The organism is Oleiharenicola lentus (assembly GCF_004118375.1).
Lineage (GTDB): Bacteria > Verrucomicrobiota > Verrucomicrobiia > Opitutales > Opitutaceae > Lacunisphaera > Lacunisphaera lenta.
In genome coordinates, this window is sequence record NZ_SDHX01000001.1 from 1,055,036 (window position 1) to 1,075,127 (window position 20,092).

Consider the following 20,092-nt stretch of genomic DNA (forward strand, 5'->3'; position numbering starts at 1 on the left):
CGAAATTGGAAACTGAGATTTCTTTGGCGTTTGAAACCTGAGGCTTGGGGTTTTCGCAGATCCCGGTGGCTCGGATCACCTGCCAGATCGCGCGCACGTGCACCACATCTGCATCGCTGAACCACTCCTGACATAGGGCTGTCAGCGTGGGGTGGTAGAGTGGGAGCATCCTCGGATTCCCCATGCTCCAAGTCACCGGCATCGCCTTCGCCCTCTACCACGTTACCGACGTCGCCCGCGCGCGAAATTTTTACGAGGGCATCCTCGGCCTCAGGGTGGGCACGCAGGCCGAGTTTGCGCCCGGCCAATGGTGGATCGAATACGAGGCCGGGCCGAGCGGGTTGGCCATAACGAACTTTGGCGGCACCGCTGTGCCGGCCTCAGGCGGACCGGGCGTGGCGCTGGAGGTTACGAACTACGACGACGCCATTGCCACGGTGAAGGCAGCGGGGCTCTCGCCGAGTTGGGGCCCGCATGATTGCGATGCGTGCCGCAGCATCGGCTTCCGTGATCCCGACGGCAACGAAGTGTTCCTCCACCAACGCAAAGGCTCCGTCTGATTTCCCGACCATGCAAAACCGTCTCCTCACGCTCACCCTCGCCGCGCCACGCGCGTCGGCTTTCAACTTTCTCGCCGACATCGAAAACCTGCCCGCCTGGACCGGCGGCCTCTGCGAATGGGTGGAACTCCACCGCGAGGGCTGGTGGGCCTACACCGCCCTTGGCGAGCTCGCGGTCGAGACCAAGGTGGACGACATTTCCGGGGAGATCGACCTGCGGCTCCGCCACGTCTCGGGCTGGCTGGCGGTCGTGGCGCTGCGTGTGCAGACCGACGGCGAGGGCGGTGCGATCATCCGCGCCTCCTGCCGCCAGCCGGTGGGCATGGACGACGAGGCCTACGACCAGTTGTTCGAGTCGCTGCTCGACGGCCTGCGCGGACTCGTCACTCGGTTTCAGCACGAGCCGGTGGCGGCATGACGGGTAGTTTAAGTTTTAAGTTGAAGTTTAAGACGGAACCCCAAGGCCGGCCGACTTCGACCGATGACATAAACTTCAGACTTAAACTGACGTAGCCGGGCGATGCCCGGCTACGTCGTCGGCTCGACCGTCACCTCGACGCGGAGGAGGGGCGAGTAGCTGCCGGTGAAGACGCCGCGCGTGGGGCTCACGTCGGCGTAGTCGCGGCCGCGGGCCACGACGATGTGGCCGGCGGCGGGGAAGCAAGCGTTGGTCGGGTCGTAGTCCACCCAGCCGACCTCGGGCACGAAGACCGAGACCCACGCGTGCATGGCGTCGGCGCCGCGCAGGCGGGGCTGGCCGGGCGGCGGTTCGGTGAGCAGGTAGCCGCTCACGTAGGCGCCGGGCAGGCCGTGTTGGCGCACACAGCTCAGGAACAGGTGGGTGAAATCTTGGCAGACGCCGCGCTTCTTCTCGAGCGCATCGGCCAGCGGCGTGCTCACGTCGGTTGCGGTGGGATCAAAGGTGAACTCCTCCGCAAAGCGCCGGCCCAGTTCCTCGATCCAGGCGAGCACCGGGATGGCCGGGTCCAGGCCGTCGGCAAGCTCCCGGGTGCCCGGCAGGAGCGGCACGAGCGTCGTCGGGCCGAGGTATTGTTCCAGCAGGAATCTTTCTCCGGTTGAGATGGCGTGGCGCACGCGCTCGCGCGCCTCGACGAGGGAAGGACTCAGGCCGGCCAGCGGCAGCGCCGGGGCCTCGCGTCGGACGACGGCGTGGCTCGTGATGGAAAGTTCGCGGTGCGGTTCGCGCACGGAGAAGAAGTGCCGGGTGTTGCCGAAGAAATCCTCGCGGGTCGAGAGGTCGGGTGCGGCGGGGTGCAGCTCAAGCTGGAAGTCCAGGCACTCCTGCGCCGCCTCGGCCCGCGGCCGCAGCTGCAGCATCTGCCACGCTGCGCCGGCCGCGGCGGCGTGCTGATAGACGGTCTGATGGGTGATGCGGTAGTGGGGCATGTCAGGTGGCTCCGCAGCCGTTAGCCGCGCTTGAGGCATGCCGAAAGCGTGGAGAAAAATGCCCCACGTTCTCGCCATGCTCCAACGCGGCTACGGCCTCGCGGGAGCTCGGTCCTCCGGAAATGGGGTGTGCGCAGGTGTTCATCACCGGCCCTCCGCGTGGGAGAAGTAGATGTGGCTCAGCTCGTCGTTGAGGGCGGCGAGGTGGCGCTGCTGGTCGCGCAAGAGCTGGGCGGCCTCGGCCGGGTGCGTGGCCAGGCGGGCGGCGTCGTTGAGGTGGATGCCGCCGAGCACCCGCACCGACTGGTGGCGCAACGCGGCGACGGCGCGCGGGGCGAGATCCAAAGGCAGCGTGGCGAGGTGGCGGTTGATCTCGTCGGCCTGGAAGCGGAGGCTGCGCGGGTTGTCGGCGGAGATGACGAGCCAGTCGATGACGGCGCCGGTGTCCACCGCGCCGTGGTAGGCGTGGCGGTAGGTGAAGAGGGCGTCGGCGAGATGGAGCAGCGTTTGCAGCCGGAATTCCGTGGGCGGCTTGCCGCCGGCCTCGGCGGGCAGGAGCGCCTGCAGGAGGCCGAGCAGCTGCTGGGCGCGCTCGAGGCGGCGGCCGAGTTGGAGGAAGTGCCAGCCGGTGTCGTGCGGCATCGACTCGAGCGTGAGGCCTTCGAGCGCGGTCAGGTGTTGCCGGAGCCAGGCGCAGGCGACGGTGTCGCCGGCCTTGCGGCGTTGGCGCAGGTGGCGGATCATTTGCCAGGCCTCGTGGGGCAGGCGGACCTTGAGCGTCTCGAGCAGGCGCACGAGGTTGGCGACGGTGGCGGTGAGGCTGGAGGAACGGGACGGATCGTCCGCGGCCTTGCGCACGAGCGCGGCGAGCTGGTCGAGGTCGGCCTCCGCGCCGGCGGGCGGCAGATCCTGCATGCGGAACAGCAACGCCAGCGTGTCGTGCGGCACCTCGGGGTCGAGCAGGGCGATCTCGTCGTGAAGCAGGGCCTCGAGTTTCTCGAGGCGGCGGGCCAGGGCGCCGGCCCGCTCGAGGTAGCGGCCGAGCCAGAAGAAATTGTTCGCCGTGCGGCTTGGCGTCGCCGCCGGATGGCGCAGCGTTTCGGCCGGGCGCGAGCTGAGCAGGATGGGCGGGTCGTCGGGCAGGCCCTCGTGCAGGATCCAGGTGTCCTTCGACACGCTGCCCTGCTGGAGGGAGACGATCATGTCCTCGCCGCGCGGGTTGCAGCGGGTGAGGCCGCCGGGCATCACGATGTAGTCGCCGTCGTGCCACGCGACGTAGAGCCGGGTGATGAACGGCATGGGTCGCAGGGCACCCTCGTGCCAGCCGGGCGTGGTGCTGTGGAAGACGCGCTCCTGCGCGCACCACGCGGAGGGGTTGGCGCGGATCTCGTCGGCGAGGGCGTGGCGCGCGGCCTTGCCCATCCACGCACCGTAGCGGGGTGCGGCGGAGCCGGCGGTGCGGAAGGTGGGCTTCACCACGAGGCTGGCGAGGTTGTCCAACACGTAGTCGCGCGGGCCTTCCTGGCCGCACCACCAGGTGGCGGCGTGGGGCATGAACAGGTCCTCGCCCAGCACCTGGCGGCAGAGCGGTTCGAGGAAGCCCAGCAGCGCCGGGGTTTCCAGCGCGCGGCAGCCGGGGGCGTTGGCGAGGGCGACGTGGCCCGAGTGGGCCGCGTGCAGCAGGCCGGGCACGCCGAGCAGGGACGCGGCATCGAGCTCGAGCGGGTCGCAATACTCGGAGTCGAGCCGGCGCAGCACGACGTCCACCTGCTGGAGGCCGCCGACGGTGCGGAGGAAGACCTTGCGGCCGCGCGTGGTGAGGTCCTCGCCCTCGACGAGGGTGTATCCGAGGTAGTTGGCGAGGTAGGCCTGTTCGAAATAGGTTTCGTTGGCCGAGCCGGGCGAGAGCAGCACGATGCGCGGGTCGTCGCTGCACGGCGCGAGGCTTTCGAGCGACTCGCGGTAGTCGTGGAAGAAATTGTAGAGCCGCCGCACGGGCGCGTGGTGGAACACGTCGGCCAGCGCCTGGCGCGTGATGATGCGGTTCTGGAGCGAGTAGCCGAGGCCGGAGGGCGCGTCGAGGCGGTCCTCGATCACCCACCAGCGGCCGTCGTGCGAGCGCGCGATGTCCACGGCCAGCGTGTGGAGAAAGACCGGCGTGCGGCGGGAGAGGCCGGACACGGGGCGCAGGAAATGCGGGTTCTGCATCGCGAGCGCGGCGGGCATGAGTCCGCCCTTGAGGAAACGCTGTTCGCCGTAGAGGTCGCGGAGCAGTTCGTTGAAGAGGTGGGCGCGCTGCTTGAGGCCGCGGGTGAGGTCGGCCCACTCGTCCGCGCCGATGAGCAGCGGCAGCACGTCGAGCGGCCAGAGCTGGGCGCCGGCGCGCTCGCCGCGATAGACGTTCATGTTCACGTCCTGCTCGACGATCGCGCGGTGACCGGCCTCGTTGGCGGCGGCGAGCGCGACGTGCGGGTTGCCGTGCAGGTGACTGAAAAACTGCGCCCAGGCGGGCCGCAGGTGCCCGGCGGCGTCAACGCACTCGTCGAACCGGCTGCCCTTGGGGGCATAGCCGTGGAGCAGGGTGCGGGCGCTGGAGCCGGGCGCGGACATGGGGGGAGTCTTCCAAAACGACAAGGGCAGGCAAGAGGGGAGATGGTTTTAACCACTAATGGCACCACCTACCGGTGTTGCTACAAGGTCCGCTCCGCCTGATCGGCTCCGCAATTGGGTCGGAGGCGTCGGCTAATCGCCGACAGGAAAACTGATTTTTATGGCGGCGATTAGCCGCCCCCCGAAACCCAATCCGGAGCCGATTAGGCGAAGGGGAACAAGTAAGCCGAACCGTTAGGGGAGGCATTAGTGGTTAAGTAACGGATCGGTTCATGGATTTCTTAGATCCAGCGTGAACGGCAGCTCTGGCTTCCCGGCGGGCGGGAGGTTTGCCCGCATGCCGCCGGGGGTGTGGCCGAGGCTTTGGAAGCGCGCGAGGCGGCGGCTCTCGGCCTCGTAGGAGTTCACCGGGAAGGTCTCGTAGCTGCGGCCGCCCGGGTGGGCGACGTGGTAGGTGCAGCCGCCGAGCGAGCGCTTGTTCCAGGTGTCCACCAGGTCGAACACCAGCGGGGCGTGCGAGGGGATCGTGGGGTGCAGGCACTCGGGCGGCTGCCAGGCGCGGAAGCGCACGCCGGCCACGCCCTCGCCGTTGACGCCGGTCGGGTGCAGCGGCACGCGGTGGCCGTTGGCCGTGAGCACGAAGCGGTCGCCGATGAGTCCGGTGGCCTTGACCTGCAGGCGCTCCAGCGAGCTGTCCACGTAACGCACGGTGCCGCCCGGGCCGGGCTCCTCGCCGAGGACGTGCCAAGGTTCAAGCGCGGCGCGCAACTCGACGTGGATGTCGCGGACGTTGAAGTCGCCGACGCGCGGGAAACGAAACTCGAAGTGCGGGTCGAACCAGTTGGCCTCGAAGGGCTGGCCGTCGAGGCGCAGGTCGCGGATCACGTCATTGAAGTCGGTGCGGTTGAAATGCGGCAGCATCCACCGGTCGTGCATGTCGGTGCCCCAGCGGACGAGGCCGTTCTTGTAGGGCTCCTTCCAGAATTTCGCCACGAGGCCGCGCAGCAGCAGGTGCTGGGCGAGGCTCATGCGCGCGTGCGGCGGCATCTCGAAGGCGCGCATCTCCACGAGGCCGAGGCGGCCGGTGGCGCTCTCAGGCGCGAAGAGCTTGTCGATGCTGAACTCGGCGCGGTGGGTGTTTCCCGTCGAGTCGGCGAGCAGGTTGCGGAAAAGGCGGTCCACCATCCACGGCGGCACGTTGTTGAACATCCCGAGCTGGCGGTCCATTTCCTTGAACGCGATCTCCAGCTCGTAGAGCGAGTCGTTGCGCGCCTCGTCGATGCGCGGGGCCTGCGAGGTCGGGCCGATGAACAGGCCGGAGAACAGCCAGCTGAGCGATGGGTGGTTCTGCCAGTAGGCGACCAGCGAGCGGAGCAGGTCGGGGCGGCGCAACACGGGCGAGTCGGAGGGTGTCTCGCCGCCGATGAGGATGTGGTTGCCGCCGCCCGTGCCGGAGTGGCGGCCGTCGAGCATGAACTTCTCGGTGCCGAGGCGGGTCTGCCGGGCCTCGTCGTAGAGCACGGTCGTGCGCTGGACGAGCTCGTCCCAGGTCTTGCTCGGGTGGAGGTTGACCTCAATGACGCCCGGGTCGGGGGTGACGGCGAGCTTGTTGATCCGCGGATCCTTCGGCGGGGCCTCGCCCTCGATGATGACGGGCACGCCCATCTCGGTGACGGTGGTCTCGATGCCGGAGATGAGGTCGAGGTAATCCTCGGTCGTGGTCACCGGCGGCATGAAGACGTGGAGCCGTCCGTCACGCGGTTGCACGCAGAGCGCGGTGCGGATGATCCACGGCGCGCTCTCGCCCTGCTGTGGGCGGCGGTTGGGGTCGGACTCCGGCGGCGGGAGGGGAGGGAGTTCCTCGGCCTTCTGCGCGCGCTGACCCGGGCCGTAGCCGGCGGGCGTCGGCGAATTGGCGCCGGCGAGCACGCGCTGGCCCGCGCGGATCGCGGCGAGGCGGCGGAGGTCGTAGGGCATCTCCTTGGGCAGGGCGCCGAGCTTGATCGACGGGTCCTGCGGGTAGTTCCACGGGTAATCCTTTTCCGCGACCCAAGGAATCGAATCGAGCGGCAGCCGCAGGCCCATGGGCGAATCGCCGGGGATCAGCCAGAGCGTGTCGTCGTCGCGCAGGAACCACGAACCGGAGATCCACCCCGGTTGGTTGCCGATGAGGGTGCGCTTGATCGGCAACGTGTAACCAACGACGGAGTCGAGGCCCTGCTGGAAGATGCGGGCGATGCGCTCGCGTTCGAGCTTGTCCTTGAGGTTGGTCTTGTCGGGCGTGACGTTCGACGGCAGGCGGCGCTCCTTCCACGTGTAGTAGAAGGCGTCCTCGTAGCCGGGGATGAGATGCTTCGGGTTGACGCCAAGGGTCTGGGCGAGACGCGTGGCGAGTTCCTTGGCCTCCTTCGGGCCATGGCCGTAATTCTTGGATTCGTCGGCGATGAGGGAATCGTCGTGCCAGATCGGAATGCCGTCCTTGCGCCAGTAGGCCGCGAGGGACCAGCGCGGCAGCTGCTCGCCGGGATACCACTTGCCCTGGCCGTAGTGGAGGAGGGCGCCGGGGGCGAACTTGGTGCGGAGGCGCTTGATGAGCTCGCCGGAGAGCTGGCGTTTCTTTGGGGAGACGGCGGTGAAATTCCACTCCGGGCCGTCGGGATCGTCGAGCGAGACGAAGGTCGGCTCGCCGCCCATGGTGAGGCGCACATCGTGTTTCACGAGGTCGGCGTCGATGGCGTGGCCGAGGGCCTCGATCTTCGCCCACTGCTCCTCGGTGTAGGGCTTGGTGACGCGCGGCGACTCGTGGACGCGCGTGACGGACATCGCGAAATCGAACTCGGTCTCGCATTCGTCCACGCCGCCGCTGATGGCCGCGGCGCTGGAGGGCTCGGGCGAGCAGGCGAGGGGGATGTGGCCCTCGCCGGCGAGGAGGCCGGAGGTCGGGTCGAGGCCGATCCAGCCCGCGCCGGGGAGATAGACCTCGCACCAGGCGTGGAGGTCGGTGAAGTCCTGTTCCGCGCCGCTCGGGCCGTCGAGGGCCTTCTGGTCGGCCTTGAGCTGGATGAGGTAGCCCGAGACGAAGCGCGCCGCGAGGCCGCAGTGGCGGAGGGCGTTGACGAGGAGCCAGGCGGAGTCGCGGCAGGAGCCGCTGGCGAGCGTCAGGGTTTTCTCCGGCGTCTGCACGCCCGGCTCCATGCGGATGACGTAGCGGACCATCCGGTTGACCGCGCTGTTGAGGGCGACGAGGAAATCGATCGTGCGCTGCGGCTTGAGGTCGATGCTCGCGACGAAGGCGCCGAACTTGGGCTTGCGGGCGTTCTTGCGCAGGAAGGGGGCGAGCTCGGTCGCGAGTTTCTTCTCGTAGGTGAACGGGAATTTTTCCGCGTAGGGCTCGAGGAAGAAGTCGAAGGGATTATAGACCGACATCTCGGCCACGACATCCACCTCGACCTGGAATTCGGTGACCTTTTCCGGATAGACGACGCGGGCGAGGTAGTTGCCGAAGGCGTCCTGCTGCCAGTTGAGGAAGTGGCCCTTGGCCGGCGTGAGTTTCAGCGAGTAGCTGAGGATGGGCGTGCGGCAGTGCGGGGCGGGGCGCAACCGGATGACCTGGGGCCCGAGGGTGACGGGGCGGTCGTATTGGTAGCTGGTCCGGTGGTTAAGCGCGACGTGAATGGCCATGGGTAGGTTCCTAGCCAAAGCAGGAGGCAGACCAATCTTTGAAATCGGGTTGAGCTTTTACAGGTCCGAAAATCGCCCGGCAAAGGGCAACCCAACCGAAACGAGTGTTGCCACTCAAAGGCTTAGTGACTGTCGTTTGGTAAAATGACCGTTCCTGTGATAGACCAACTCAGTTGGTCCTTACATCTATTAGGCGTCCAGCACTCCTTCCCTTAAAACCACAATTCCCATGCGCTTCATTCTAATCCTACTCTTACTGGCCAATACTTCCGTCTTTGCGCAGTCGAACCCAATGACCGCAGAGGAACTCTTTGTTGGTTGCGAGTTGGCCATCAAGAAAGCAAGCGGAGAAAAGATCGGCGAGATCGATTCCATCAAGGCAATGCGGGCGATCGCCTATGTTGATGGCTACTTTGATTCGATCGCAATGGTCCAGAACCTGAACCCTCAAATCTCCATAGTGGATTTCTCCGAGCAACCAACCAATGCGGTGATTTTGTCTCGAATCGTCGAAGCGATTCGTTCGAACCCCAGGGTTCGCGCTGAAGGCACTGCGCGAATTGTGGTCATGCATGTCGCGCGCTCGATTACGACCAAGTAGCATGTCTTTTTCTAGAACGCCTCAAGTTGCCGCCACCCGATATATTTTTTCTGAAACTTATGCGGACCGCGCACTATTTCCCAATGAAATATCAGCCTTACAAGGCGCCAGTGCCTACGATCACGTCTGTCATGCCTCGTGCTGAGGCACGAGTCACGCCAGCCGCGCTCGTGGCTCAGCTATGATGTCTGGGCAAATAGGCACATGGAGCACTTCGATCACATCACCGAGATCTGCAGCCATTACGGAATTCCGAAGGGAAACTTGCTCGTGGTCGATGACGTTGCCGACGCTGCCGTCGCACTCGGTTGGGAAGCTCGTGGGCTTGACCGCAATCACACTCGCATGGCCAAGATTAAGTGTGACCTCTCTCCTCCAAAGATTCTGCTGAAGCGTTGTATCGATTGGTCCATCGCCACGCAAATGACGCGGATGTTCCCGCTCACAGAAGAGCAACGGCGCCGGCGAGTTGATGAGGGCTTGGATCGGAAGTGGTTTATGACTCACCTCGTTTTGCATGAGGTCGCGCACTGGAAATTGCGGCACCATGAAGCCAACACCGACCCTGCCACCGACGCATACGAGGCTCGGCTCTTGAAGGAGCTGGAAGCGGATTGCTGGGCGATCTCAGAGATCGAGAATAACAAGTATGCCTGAAAGGCCCAACGGGTCAGGCAGGCAAATAAGATGAGAGCCGCACCACACCATATACTTTTGAGGGGTGACCTTCCTGCTTCGTACTACTTTGCATTTCGGGCTTTGGCCGACCAGCTCGGAGAACCCGAAGAAGAACGCCTCCTTTGTCTGCCGTGTAAGGAAGTCGACTCGTCTCACCCGTGCTACATTGAAGCTGAAATTCTTAGCCGGGAAGAGGGGAAAGAATTGCGAGTGATGATTCCGCATCAGTTTGTTCATTCAGTATGGCTCGACTCAGAGCCCGTTCTGACAGGATTTTCAGAAACTCCAATTCCGAGCCCATCAAGCCGCCACATCAAATGAACACCGGGGCAACAAGCGCAGGGAGGCAAACTGGGTCCAGCCTGCCCCCGTATTCTGCTCCGAAGACAGGCCGTTCAGAGCCGGTGCCGCGGCATCGGGAAAGCAACGAATTGCTGGCCAAGTAAATTCTAAAGGCGCTGACGCGTTCTGTGTAACGCGAATTCAGCCCCGGCTGCGCCAGCGCCACCAGCCGGCGAGGATGCTGCCGATGACGGAGTGGAAGACACTGGAGATGGCGCAGGGGACGGCGGTGAGCGGGTCGGGGAAATGCTTCCGCGCGAGGGCGACGCCGAGGCCGGAGTTCTGCATGCCGACCTCGATCGAGACGGTGCGGGCGACGTTCACGTCGAAGCGCAGCACGCGCGCGGCGACGTAGCCGAGCAGAAATCCGCCGGCGTGCAGGCCGAAGACCGCGCCGAGCAGCCGCCCCGCGGCGCCCTTCACCGCCGCGGCACTGCCGCCGATGATGCTGGCACAGATTAGCGCGATGACGACGACCGACACGAGCGGCAGGGCGAGCTGCACGCGTTGCACGAGACGCGGCGCGAAGCGGTTCACGAGCAGACCCACCACGACGGGCGCGACCACGATCTGCACGGTGGACTTGAACATGCCCCAGGCGTCCACCTCGACGAGCGTGCCGGCCAGCCAGGACGTGAGCAGGGGCGTCATCGCCACGGCGGCGAAGGTCGAGCACATGGTCATCACGACGGACAGAGCGACGTTGGCGCGGGCGAGGTAGGTGACGACGTTGGAGGCGGTGCCGCCGGGGCAGCAGGCGACGAGGATGAGGCCGACGGCGTAGGGTGTTTCCAGCGCGAAGCCGCGGCCCATGGCCCAGCCAAGAAACGGCATGATGGTGAACTGGCCAACGAAGCCGAGCGCCACGGCCTTGGGCATGCGGCCGATGCCGCGGAAGTCGTCGAAGGTCAGAGTGAGGCCCATGCCGAGCATGATGACGGCGAGGCCCCAGGTGATCCATGGACCGCTGAACCACGCGAACCACGCGGGTTGAGCCAGGGCGACGGTGCTCAACGCCACGACCCACACGGGGAAGGCGTTCGTGAGCAGGGTAAGCACGCGCGACATGGCCGGCGAGTGAGCCGGTTGCCGCTTTTCTTGGCGAGCCCGGAGTGTGGCATGAAGGGGCGGGGAGGGCGTTTCGAGCCAGCGCCCGGGGGAGCAGGTCGCTCCGCCTCGCACCGGTTAAGTCCGGCAAGCCTGCGCGGAGCGCTGGCTCCACCCGGCGGTCCGCGACTGGAAAAATGCGGCGCCCGGGAGTATATTGGCCGCGGCATTCCTCCCGTTATGAATCCTAAATTCTGTCTCGTCTTCCTGATCATGGGCCTGAGTGCGGCGGCGGTGCCGCCCCCGGTCTTCGAGTCGGCCGGTGTGGTGGTCACCGTTGAACCGCAGATTCCCGCGCGGCTGCGGATGGAAGGCCTGCGCGACGGGCGCGTGACCTTCGCGGTGGATGTGGACGCCGAGGGCAAGCTGACCGACTGGCTGGTGCTGGAGGCCTCGCACGCGGACCTCATTGCGCCGTGCAGCGAGGCGATCCAGCGCTGGCGCTTTTCGCCCGCGCGCTACGACGGGGCGCGCGTGCCGGTGCGGGTGAAATTCACGGTGAACCTGAGCATGACCGGCGCGGTCATCAGCCGCACGGTGGTGGACACGGTGGGCGATTTCTTCGAGCGCGTCGCCGGGCGCCCGTTGGACTACCGCATCAGCCGGGGGAACGAGATTGACCGTCCGCTGGAGGCGCTGAACCGGGTGAGTCCGGCATATGCCAGCGAGGCCCAACGGCAGGGCGTGGCCGGGCGCGTGACGGTGTTTTTCTTTGTGGATGAGCGCGGGCAGGTGCGCTTGCCCGCGGTGTCGGCCGAGACGCATCCCTACCTGTCGGGCATCGCCGTGCGCGCCATGCGCGAGTGGAAATTCACGCCGCCCACGCGCGAAGGCCGGCCGGTGACGGTGGAGGCGAGCCAGGCGTTTGTGTTTGGCGGGGAAGGGAAGTGAGGGCCGGAGCGGGGTGAGCCTGCGTACCGGTCTTTGCCGAGCCTGCGGCGGGCCGGCCGCGCAGGCTGGATTGTGGTTGGTCTGACCAAGCCCGTGCGGAGCGCGGGCTCCCCCTCGCAAAAGGCGAAGAAAATCCTGATCCATTGAAGGGATGCGCCACGACGCGGTTTTATGCCGGGCGAATCCCGATCCCCATGAAATTCCCCCGTGTGCTTTCCCTTGCCGCGCTGCTCACCGCCGCGCTTTCCGGTTTCGCCCAGTTCGAATCCGCCCGAATCCATCCCGACAACGCGCTGCCGGCGTATCCGCCGTCGCTGCAGACCGCGGGCATCACGCGCGGTTACGCGATCGCGGCCGTGAGCATCGACACCGAGGGCAAGGTGCAGGACGCGATGATCCTGGCGCACACCCACGCCCGTCTGGCCGAGGTGACGCGGCAGGCGCTCGGCGAGTGGCGCTTCATCCCGGCGCGGCTCGACGGCACGCCGGTGCCGGTGCAGACGGAGTTGCGGATCGATTACAGCCTGGAGGGGGCGGTGATCACGAGCAACCTGCTGAATCATTTTTTCTTCGATCACCTGGAGGGGGCGGGCGACCTGGCGGTGAAAACGGCGCTGTGCTCCGCCGCGAAGCTCGACCGGCCGCCGCAGCTGGTGGCGGGGGACGCCCCGCGGTATGCGGAAGGCGCGAACAAGGACGGCGTGAGCGGCCGCGTGCAGGTGCATTTCTACATCGATGAGCGCGGCGAGGTGCGTTTCGCCTGTGCGGAGCCGGCGGGGCATCCCTACCTCCTGGCGCAGGCGGTGCAGGCGGTGCGGCGCTGGAAGTTTGATCCGCCGACCAGTCGCGGCCGGCCCGTGATGGTCGCGGCGGTGCAGGAGTTTGATTTCGGCGGCGGCCACAGGTAGGTGTAGGTCCGCCACCGTCGTGTGCCAGTGCCCGGACGCCGGCCCGCCTAGCGGGCCGGCGTTCTCCGGTTGGCCGGGTGCGGGCGAGTGTTCACTTGCGGGCGCACGGGCGCGGTGCATGCTGGTGACAGGCCAGTCAGACTTCCTTGTGAACCGTAAACCGTATTCCCGCCTGCCGGCGCCTTGTCCCGAGGCCGCCTGGGCGGCGCTGTTTGCCCATGCCGCCTGAGCCGACCATGCCTGACACGGTGGAGCAGAGGCTGCGCGTGCAGGAACGGCAGCTGGCGATGATTTTCAACAGCTCGCGGGACATGATGATGCTCGTCCGGGTCGAGCCGGGCGTGCTGTTCCGCGTGGTGTCGGTCAACCGCGAATACCTGAGCAAGGTTCATGCAGTGGGTTACCGGTACACGGCCGAGGATTTTGCCGGCAAGACCTGCGACGAGGTGATGGCCCTGTTTCGTTTCCCGCCCGCGGCGGTCGAGGCGATCCGGGCGCAATACCGGCAGGTGATCGAGACCCGCCAGGTCCTGACCTACGATGAGCAAAAGAGCGGGCCGGCCGGTGTTTTCCATGGGCGCACGACGATCTCGCCCCTGCTGGACGAGACCGGGGCCTGCGCCTTTGTGCTCTATGCGACGCAGGACATCACCGCGCAACGGGTGGCGGAGCAGGAGCGCCAGCGGAGCGAGGAGATGCTGCGGGCGATCCTCGACCACTCGTTCCAGTTCATCGGCCTGCTGGATCGCGAAGGCCGGCTGCTGCGGCCGAACCAGACCTCGCTCGACGCGGTCGGCGTCAGCCGCGAGGAAGTGGTCGGCAAATATTTCTGGGACACACCCTGGTGGACGCATTCCCCGGCGGAACAGGCGCGGCTGCGCGAGGCCGTCGGCCGGGCGGCGCAGGGGGAATTCGTGCGTTACGAGACGACGCACCCGACGGCCGCGGGGCGGATGCTGACCATCGACTTCTCGCTCAAGCCCGTGCGTGACGAGCGCGGCACGGTGGTGGCGATCATTCCCGAGGGGCGGGACATCACGGAGAGCAAGGAGGCCGAACAGGCCCTGCGCGAATCGGAAGAGAAGTTCGCCAAGGCCTTCCGGGCGAGCCCGCAGGCCATGTCCATAGCCTCCCTGGACGACGGCCGCTACCTCGAGATCAACCAGGCACACCAGGAACTTTTCGGCTACCAGCCGGAGGAGGTCGTCGGCCGCACGCCGGCGGAACTGGGCATCGTCATGGACGCTTCGGTGACCCTAGGCGCCCTCAACGAGCTCCGGAACCGCGGCAGGGTGAGAGACCTGCAGCTCAACGCGCGCACCCGCGACGGCCGGGTGATCACGGTGCTCAACAATGCGGAGCTCATCCGCGTGGGCGGCCGGGACTGCGCGCTGCTGACCTCACGCGACATCACGGCGCAGCTCCAAGCCGAACGGGCGCTGCGGGAGTCGGAAGCGAAATTTGCCGCCGCCTTCCGGGTTTCGCCCGACTTCAGTGCCATCGTCGATTACGAAACCGGCCGGCATATCGAGGTGAACGATGCGATTGTGTCGTTCTTCGGCTACAGCCGGGAGGAAATCATCGGGAAGACCGCGCTTGAGCTCGGCATGATTCCCAGTGAGGAGCCGCGCGCCCGGATGCTGGAGCTGCTCAACCGGGACGGCAAGGTCCGCGGGATGCGCACCCCCGCCCGCACGAGGGACGGCCGCGAAGTCACGGTCGAGCTGAGCGCCGAGATCGTGCACATTCGCGGACGCAAGTGCATCCTGCGCATTTCACGTGACATCACCACCGCGCTCAAGGCCGAGCAGGCGCTGCGCGAATCGGAGGAGAAGTTCGCACGGGCCTTCCGCTCCAGCCCGCAGGCGCTGGTGATCACCGAGATCCCGAGCGGACGCTACATTGACGTGAACCTTGGGTTCGAGCGGCTCACCGGCTACAGCCGGGAGGAGGTCATCGGCCGCACGGCGGTCGAGATCGGGATCTGGGAGAACCAGGCTGACCGCGAGGACCTCATGCGGCGCATGCAGCGCGAGGGCTGGGCGCGGGATGTCGAGTATGTGTTTCGCGGCAAGCAGCAGCAGCGTGTGATCACGCGTTGTTCGTTCGAACAGATCGAGGTTTCAGGCCGGCGGTGCCTGCTGAGCGTGATCGAGGACATCACCGAGCGGCGGCGGGCCGAGGAAGGGAAGGCCGCGCTGGAGGAGCAGCTCCGGCAGAACCAGAAGCTGGAGGCCCTCGGCACGCTGGCCGGCGGCATCGCGCATGACTTCAACAACATCCTGACCGCGATCATCGTGAACCAGGAGCTGGCGCTGATGGACATCCACGAACCAGTGGACCTGCGGCGCCGGCTGGAGGAGATCGGGCAGGCCAGCGGCCGGGCGAAGGAGTTGGTGCGGCAGATCCTCACTTTCAGCCGCCAGCAGCCGCACGAAAAGCTCCGGCAGCGCCTGCAGCTGATCGTGCGGGAGGCGTTGGGCCTGCTGCGGTCTTCGTTGCCCACCACCATCGAGATCAGGCAGGACCTTTCCCCCGAGACCCCGCCCGTGCTCGCCGATGCGTCGCAGATTCACCAGGTGGTGATGAACCTCTGCACGAACGCCGCCCACGCGATGCGCGAATCCGGCGGCCGGCTCACCGTGCGGCTGGCGTCGCGCCAGCTCGACGCCGCGGCCTGTTGCGCCCTCCCGGGCCTGCAACCGGGCGCCTATGCCCAGCTCACCGTCACGGACACCGGGCATGGCATGGACGCCGCCACGCTGGCGCACATCTTCGAGCCGTTTTTCACCACCAAGGGCCCCGGCGAGGGCACGGGTCTCGGACTGGCGATGGTGCACGGCATCGTGCAAAACCACCACGGCGGCATCTTCGTGCACAGCCTGCCCGGTGCGGGCACGACCTTTGACCTCTTTTTCCCCGAGGATCCCGGCACCGACAGCACGGCCCCGATGTCCGGCTCGGCGATCGTGCCCGGACATGGCGAGAGCGTGCTCGTGGTGGATGACGAGGAATCCATCTGCTTCGCGGTGGGCGCCATGCTGCGAAAGATCGGCTACCGCGTCGAGACCTTCACCGACCCGAGCGCCGCGCTGGAGCGTTTCAAGGCCGGGCCGTCGCAGTTCCAGCTGCTGCTGACCGACCGCACGATGCCGCACATCACGGGGCCCGCGCTGATCGCCCGCATGCGCGAATGGTGGCCCGGCCTGCCGGCCCTCCTGATGAGCGGGCATGACAGCCCCGGCGGCACCCATTCCGTGCCGCCGCACGCAGACTACGGGCTGGTCGCCAAGCCGCTGGACATCGCCGATCTGTCCCGGGTCGTTCGCGATGCGCTCAAATCCTCCTCCACCTCCTGACATGGAAAATCCCCCCACCGAATCCCGCGGACGCGTGCTGTTCGCCGACGATGACCGGGCCGCCCGCGAAGGCCTGGCCGAGATGCTGCGCCGTCTGGGCTATGATTGTGAGACCGCGCCCAACGCCAGCGAGGCCCTGCAAAAACTGCGGGCCGCGCCCTACGAGGCCCTGATCTCCGACATCCACATGCCCGGCAACACCTCGCTCGAGCTGGTCGAGGCGGCGGTGCAGGCGGCCCCGGGGCTGCCCGTCATCCTGCTCACCGGACGCCCTTCGGTGGAGACCGCCTCGCGCTCGGTGCGGCTGCCTGTCGCCGCCTACCTGACCAAGCCCCCGGAAATGACTGAGTTGACCAAGGTGCTCGACCAGGCGATCGCCGAATTCCGGGAACTGGCGCTGATTCAATCCGGCCGGCAGCGGTTGCGCGACTGGGAGCAGCAGCTGGCGCGGATCGAGCAGCTTTCGGTGCGCACGCCGGCGGATGGCGCGATGGAGGACTTCATCCGCGTCTCCCTGCGGCAGGCCATCCTCGTGCTCAGCGATCTCGAACGGGCCACCCAGGCGCTCGACCGCCGGGCGGCCGGCCGGTTGCGCGAGGTGGACCATGTGGCGGCCCTGCGCCGCACGGTCGAGGTGCTGGAGCGCACCCGGCAAAATTTCAAGAGCAAGGACCTCGCCGATTTGCGCAAGCAGCTGGAGCAACTGCTCAACCGGAACGAGGGGCAAGGCGCGGGCATCTGAACACGGGCAGAAGGTAGAGCGGCCCGGCCCGGATCGCGCGGCCGCGCAAGGATTATCCCTAGTGGTGAATTTGGGCTCAAGCCGGGCCCGTTCGTGCCGATTGGGGGGCACGGAAGGCTTGCAACCCGGTTGCAGGCAGCTTTCTCCGGCAGGACATACGGGCCTGCCAGTCGAAGGCACAGTCACGCATCACCCTCTCGGAGGGCGGCGCGAGACTGTGCCTTTTGCTTTTGGCCCGTTCCGTTCCGCTGGCAGCACCCGTGTCTTTTCGCATTCCACGCATCCCCCCACATGAAACTCATCAGCCAACGCGGATTGAACACCCGCATGCTCCTCTCGATCGGCCTGACCGTCCTCGCCGGACTCGCCGTTCTGCTCACCCTGACCACCCTGCGCGTGGTGCACAGCGCCCGGCAGGAGGCCAATGCCCTGAGCCGCACCAAGGCCCAGGCCATCGGCGCCGAGATGGCGCACCGTTTGGGCCGCGCCATCGGAACCGCCCGCACCCTCAGTGAGGCGCTGGAGGGCATTCTCGCGGAAGGGCATCCGTCCCGGGCCCAGGCCGACGCCATGTTGCGCGGCAGCCTTGAGGGCAACACCGACTACATCGGCGTGTGGACGCTGTGGGAGCCGAATGCCTTTGACGGCCGCGATGCCGACTACGTGAACAAGCCCGGCCACGACGCCACCGGTCGCTATATCGCCTATTGGAACCGCGGCAGTGGCAAGGTCATCGTCGAACCGCTGGTGGATTACACCACCGAGGGCGCGGGCGACTACTACCTGCTGGCCAAGCACAGCAATCAGGAGACGGTCCTCGAGCCCTACATCTACAAAGTCGCCGGCCGCGACGTGCTCATGACCAGCCTCGTGGTGCCGGTGAATCGCGCCGACGGCACGTTCGCGGGCGTGGTCGGCGTGGACCTGCCGCTCGAGACCCTCGGGGCCGAGATCGCCAAGGTGAAGGTGGGCGAGACGGGCTACGCGGCCCTCGTCTCCAACACCGGAATTTATGCCGCCCATCCCAGGGCAGAACGTCTGGGCAAACCGATGAAGGACACCGACCCCTGGGTTGTGCCTTTCCTCGGCAATTTGAAGAAGGGCGAGGCTTTCGAGACGGAAAGCTTCTCCCGCACGCTGAACGACATGACCTACCGCTTCGGCGTCCCCGTGCGCATCGGTTCATCGAGCACGCCCTGGTGCGTCAGCATCACCATCCGCGAGAGCGAGGTGCTGGCCGGGGCTTGGAAGCTGCGCAACACGATCCTCCTCGCCGGTGCGGTCGTGCTGGGCGCCGTGCTGCTCGTCGTCTGGTGGATCGCGCGCGGCATTTCGCGGCCGGTGCGCGCCATCGCGCTGCAGCTCGGTTCCGGGGCCGACGAGGTGACCGCCGCCTCCGGCCAGGTCTCGACCGCCGGCCAGTCGCTGGCGGCGGGCGCGAGCGAACAGGCCGCGTCGCTCGAGGAAACCAGTTCCTCCCTCGTGGAGCTTTCCAGCATGACCAAGCGCAACGCCGACCACGCGGCCACCGCCAAGGCGCTCGCCGCTGAGACGCGCGCCGCGGCCGATGCCGGCGCCACCGACATGCACCAGATGTCCACCGCCATGGCGGACCTGCAGAAGGCCAGCTCCAGCGTTGCCGCCATCGTCAAGACGATCGACGAGATCGCCTTCCAGACCAACATCCTCGCCCTCAACGCCGCCGTCGAAGCGGCCCGGGCGGGAGAAGCCGGCGCCGGCTTCGCGGTGGTGGCCGAGGAAGTCCGCAACCTCGCGCAGCGCAGCGCCAGCGCCGCCAAGGAAACCGCCTCCACCATCGCCGAGGCCGTGCGCATGAGCGAGCTGGGGGTGGGCATCAGCGGCAAGGTCACAAGCGGGTTTGCCGGCATCGTGGACCGCACGCGCCGCCTCGACAGCCTGGTCGCCGAGATCGCCTCCGCCTGCCACGAGCAGAACGAGGGCATCGTGCAGATCAACACCGCCGTCAGCCAGATGGACAAGGTCACGCAGGGCAACGCCGCCTCCGCCGAGGAAAACTCCGCCGCCGCGGAGGAGCTCAACGCGCAGGCCGTCACCCTGAAGGGCTGCGTCAACGAGCTCATGCAGATCGTCAACGGCCGCAGCGCCGGGACCGTGGTGTCGCCGACGCTGCCCCTCAAGCGGCCGGCCGCGCCGGTGTTTCCCCGGACGGGGTCGACCGCCAAGCCGGCGGCCGGCGCCGATTTCTTTGAAGACATGCCGGCCGACGCCGGTGCCGCGCGCCAAAATCATGCCCGGGCCTGACGCTCCCCCGCAGCCGAGAATCCTGTTGGTGGACGATGACGACCTGCTCGCCGAGAGCGTGGCCGAGTATCTCCGCCGTCACGGTTACGCCGTGCAGGTCGCGGGCGAAGGCCGGGTGGCGATGGATTTGCTCGCCCGGCAAAGATACGAGCTGGTGATCAGCGATATCTTCATGCCCGAGGTGGACGGCATCGAGCTGCTCGGCCTGCTGCGCCGTTGCATCCCCGCACCCGCGGTGATCGCCATGTCCGGTTCCGGCGTGGGGCGGGTGGAGTGTATGCTGAAGATGGCTTCCGTGCTCGGCGCCAGCCGCACGCTGGGCAAGCCGTTCCAGCCGGCGCATCTTATCCGGCTCGTGCATGAGCTGATCGGACCTGCCGGGGTGAAGGTGGCGGCGGGTTAACCCGGCGGTTTCTCCGCCAGCAGCGATTCCAAGTCGAGCGGAGCGGTAATCATGGCGAGTTCGCCGGCCGGCGTGCGCGGCCACTGCGCGGCGGGGCGATCCCAGTAGAGCTCCACGCCATTCTGGTCGGGATCACGCAGATAGAGCGCCTCGCTCACACCATGATCGCTCGCTCCGTCAAGCGGGAGGCCGGCGGCCATAAGCCGGCGCAGGGCGTCGGCCAGGTCCGCGCGGGTGGGGTAGAGGATCGCCGTGTGAAAGAGCCCCGTCGTGCCGCGTGCCGGTGGCCGGCCGCCGAGGCTTTCCCAGGTGTTCAGGCCGATATGGTGGTGATAGCCGCCCGCCGAGATGAAGGCGGCCTGCGGGCCATAGCGCTGGGTGAGCTGGAAGCCGAGCACCCCGCAGTAAAAGTCGAGCGCGCGCGGCAGATCGGCCACTTTCAGATGCACGTGGCCGATGCGCACACCGGCGGCGAGGGGAGGAGTGGAGGACATGTCCGTAGGGTGGACGGGTTTGCGCG

At 66.9% G+C, this 20,092-nt stretch carries 15 protein-coding genes; 10 read left to right on the top strand and 5 right to left on the bottom strand.

Annotated elements, in window-relative coordinates; translation table 11 throughout:
- The first annotated feature begins 182 nt into the window (after positions 1–182).
- Together ESB00_RS04365 and ESB00_RS04370 are read left to right on the top strand one after the other, a co-directional pair.
- On the top strand, positions 183–560 hold the full coding sequence (locus ESB00_RS04365; protein WP_129046504.1) for a VOC family protein: 378 nt from the start codon (positions 183–185) through the stop codon (positions 558–560).
- A gap of 10 nt (positions 561–570) precedes the next feature.
- Positions 571–978 carry a hypothetical protein gene (locus tag ESB00_RS04370; protein ID WP_129046505.1) on the top strand — a complete coding sequence of 136 codons (408 nt, stop codon included), beginning with the start codon at positions 571–573 and terminating at the stop codon, positions 976–978.
- Between the two features lie 110 nt (positions 979–1,088).
- On the opposite strand, the gene ESB00_RS04375 is transcribed toward ESB00_RS04370, so the two are convergent.
- From ESB00_RS04375 to ESB00_RS04385, 3 genes are all read right to left on the bottom strand, one after another.
- Positions 1,089–1,967 (bottom strand): transglutaminase family protein, encoded by an 879-nt coding sequence (locus tag ESB00_RS04375; protein WP_129046506.1) that lies wholly within the window; start codon positions 1,965–1,967, stop codon positions 1,089–1,091.
- Between the two features lie 144 nt (positions 1,968–2,111).
- Positions 2,112–4,577 carry a circularly permuted type 2 ATP-grasp protein gene (locus ESB00_RS04380; protein WP_129046507.1) on the bottom strand — a complete coding sequence of 822 codons (2,466 nt, stop codon included), beginning with the start codon at positions 4,575–4,577 and terminating at the stop codon, positions 2,112–2,114.
- 270 nt (positions 4,578–4,847) lie between these two features.
- Positions 4,848–8,258 (bottom strand): transglutaminase family protein, encoded by a 3,411-nt coding sequence (locus ESB00_RS04385; RefSeq protein ID WP_129046508.1) that lies wholly within the window; start codon positions 8,256–8,258, stop codon positions 4,848–4,850.
- 229 nt (positions 8,259–8,487) lie between these two features.
- Here ESB00_RS04385 and ESB00_RS04390 point away from each other — a divergent pair, with 229 nt between their 5' ends.
- Positions 8,488–8,859, top strand: coding sequence for a hypothetical protein (locus ESB00_RS04390; protein WP_129046509.1), 372 nt, complete (start codon positions 8,488–8,490; stop codon positions 8,857–8,859).
- A gap of 204 nt (positions 8,860–9,063) precedes the next feature.
- Positions 9,064–9,516 (top strand): hypothetical protein, encoded by a 453-nt coding sequence (locus ESB00_RS04395; RefSeq protein ID WP_129046510.1) that lies wholly within the window; start codon positions 9,064–9,066, stop codon positions 9,514–9,516.
- Positions 9,517–10,020: 504 nt separating this feature from the next.
- Here the strand turns inward: ESB00_RS04395 and ESB00_RS04405 are convergent.
- Complete coding sequence (locus ESB00_RS04405) at positions 10,021–10,947, bottom strand: bile acid:sodium symporter family protein (RefSeq protein WP_129046511.1); 927 nt, start codon at positions 10,945–10,947, stop codon at positions 10,021–10,023.
- Positions 10,948–11,166: 219 nt separating this feature from the next.
- Here ESB00_RS04405 and ESB00_RS04410 point away from each other — a divergent pair, with 219 nt between their 5' ends.
- The 6 genes from ESB00_RS04410 to ESB00_RS04435 all read left to right on the top strand — a co-directional run bounded on the left by ESB00_RS04410 (position 11,167) and on the right by ESB00_RS04435 (position 19,572).
- Positions 11,167–11,877 carry an energy transducer TonB gene (locus ESB00_RS04410; protein WP_164976031.1) on the top strand — a complete coding sequence of 237 codons (711 nt, stop codon included), beginning with the start codon at positions 11,167–11,169 and terminating at the stop codon, positions 11,875–11,877.
- A 194-nt stretch (positions 11,878–12,071) separates the two neighbouring features.
- Positions 12,072–12,785: an energy transducer TonB gene (locus ESB00_RS04415; RefSeq protein WP_129046513.1), complete on the top strand. Its 714-nt coding sequence runs from the start codon at positions 12,072–12,074 to the stop codon at positions 12,783–12,785.
- Positions 12,786–13,003: 218 nt separating this feature from the next.
- Positions 13,004–16,144, top strand: coding sequence for a PAS domain S-box protein (locus ESB00_RS04420; RefSeq protein WP_129046514.1), 3,141 nt, complete (start codon positions 13,004–13,006; stop codon positions 16,142–16,144).
- A gap of 1 nt (position 16,145) precedes the next feature.
- Positions 16,146–16,886: a response regulator gene (locus ESB00_RS04425; protein ID WP_164976032.1), complete on the top strand. Its 741-nt coding sequence runs from the start codon at positions 16,146–16,148 to the stop codon at positions 16,884–16,886.
- A gap of 291 nt (positions 16,887–17,177) precedes the next feature.
- A complete protein-coding gene (locus ESB00_RS04430; protein WP_129046516.1) occupies positions 17,178–19,169 on the top strand; it encodes a methyl-accepting chemotaxis protein in 1,992 nt (663 codons plus the stop codon).
- Positions 19,156–19,572, top strand: coding sequence for a response regulator (locus tag ESB00_RS04435; protein WP_129046517.1), 417 nt, complete (start codon positions 19,156–19,158; stop codon positions 19,570–19,572). Before ESB00_RS04430 ends, ESB00_RS04435 begins: the two co-directional genes overlap by 14 nt.
- Here the strand turns inward: ESB00_RS04435 and ESB00_RS04440 are convergent.
- The gene (locus ESB00_RS04440) at positions 19,569–20,066 is read right to left on the bottom strand and encodes a VOC family protein (protein ID WP_129046518.1); all 498 of its coding nucleotides are present in this window, start codon (positions 20,064–20,066) and stop codon (positions 19,569–19,571) included. The genes ESB00_RS04435 and ESB00_RS04440 overlap by 4 nt on opposite strands.
- Between the last annotated feature and the right edge of the window lie 26 nt (positions 20,067–20,092).

Coding starts and splice junctions, on each gene's coding strand:
- ESB00_RS04440 (WP_129046518.1), bottom strand. CDS start 20,066: ATGTCCTCCACTCCTCCCCTCGCCGCCGGTGTGCGCATCGGCCACGTG.
- ESB00_RS04395 (WP_129046510.1), top strand. CDS start 9,064: ATGGAGCACTTCGATCACATCACCGAGATCTGCAGCCATTACGGAATT.
- ESB00_RS04415 (WP_129046513.1), top strand. CDS start 12,072: ATGAAATTCCCCCGTGTGCTTTCCCTTGCCGCGCTGCTCACCGCCGCG.
- ESB00_RS04435 (WP_129046517.1), top strand. CDS start 19,156: ATGCCCGGGCCTGACGCTCCCCCGCAGCCGAGAATCCTGTTGGTGGAC.
- ESB00_RS04405 (WP_129046511.1), bottom strand. CDS start 10,947: ATGTCGCGCGTGCTTACCCTGCTCACGAACGCCTTCCCCGTGTGGGTC.
- ESB00_RS04420 (WP_129046514.1), top strand. CDS start 13,004: ATGCCGCCTGAGCCGACCATGCCTGACACGGTGGAGCAGAGGCTGCGC.
- ESB00_RS04365 (WP_129046504.1), top strand. CDS start 183: ATGCTCCAAGTCACCGGCATCGCCTTCGCCCTCTACCACGTTACCGAC.
- ESB00_RS04425 (WP_164976032.1), top strand. CDS start 16,146: ATGGAAAATCCCCCCACCGAATCCCGCGGACGCGTGCTGTTCGCCGAC.
- ESB00_RS04375 (WP_129046506.1), bottom strand. CDS start 1,967: ATGCCCCACTACCGCATCACCCATCAGACCGTCTATCAGCACGCCGCC.
- ESB00_RS04385 (WP_129046508.1), bottom strand. CDS start 8,258: ATGGCCATTCACGTCGCGCTTAACCACCGGACCAGCTACCAATACGAC.
- ESB00_RS04410 (WP_164976031.1), top strand. CDS start 11,167: ATGAATCCTAAATTCTGTCTCGTCTTCCTGATCATGGGCCTGAGTGCG.
- ESB00_RS04370 (WP_129046505.1), top strand. CDS start 571: ATGCAAAACCGTCTCCTCACGCTCACCCTCGCCGCGCCACGCGCGTCG.
- ESB00_RS04380 (WP_129046507.1), bottom strand. CDS start 4,577: ATGTCCGCGCCCGGCTCCAGCGCCCGCACCCTGCTCCACGGCTATGCC.
- ESB00_RS04390 (WP_129046509.1), top strand. CDS start 8,488: ATGCGCTTCATTCTAATCCTACTCTTACTGGCCAATACTTCCGTCTTT.
- ESB00_RS04430 (WP_129046516.1), top strand. CDS start 17,178: ATGAAACTCATCAGCCAACGCGGATTGAACACCCGCATGCTCCTCTCG.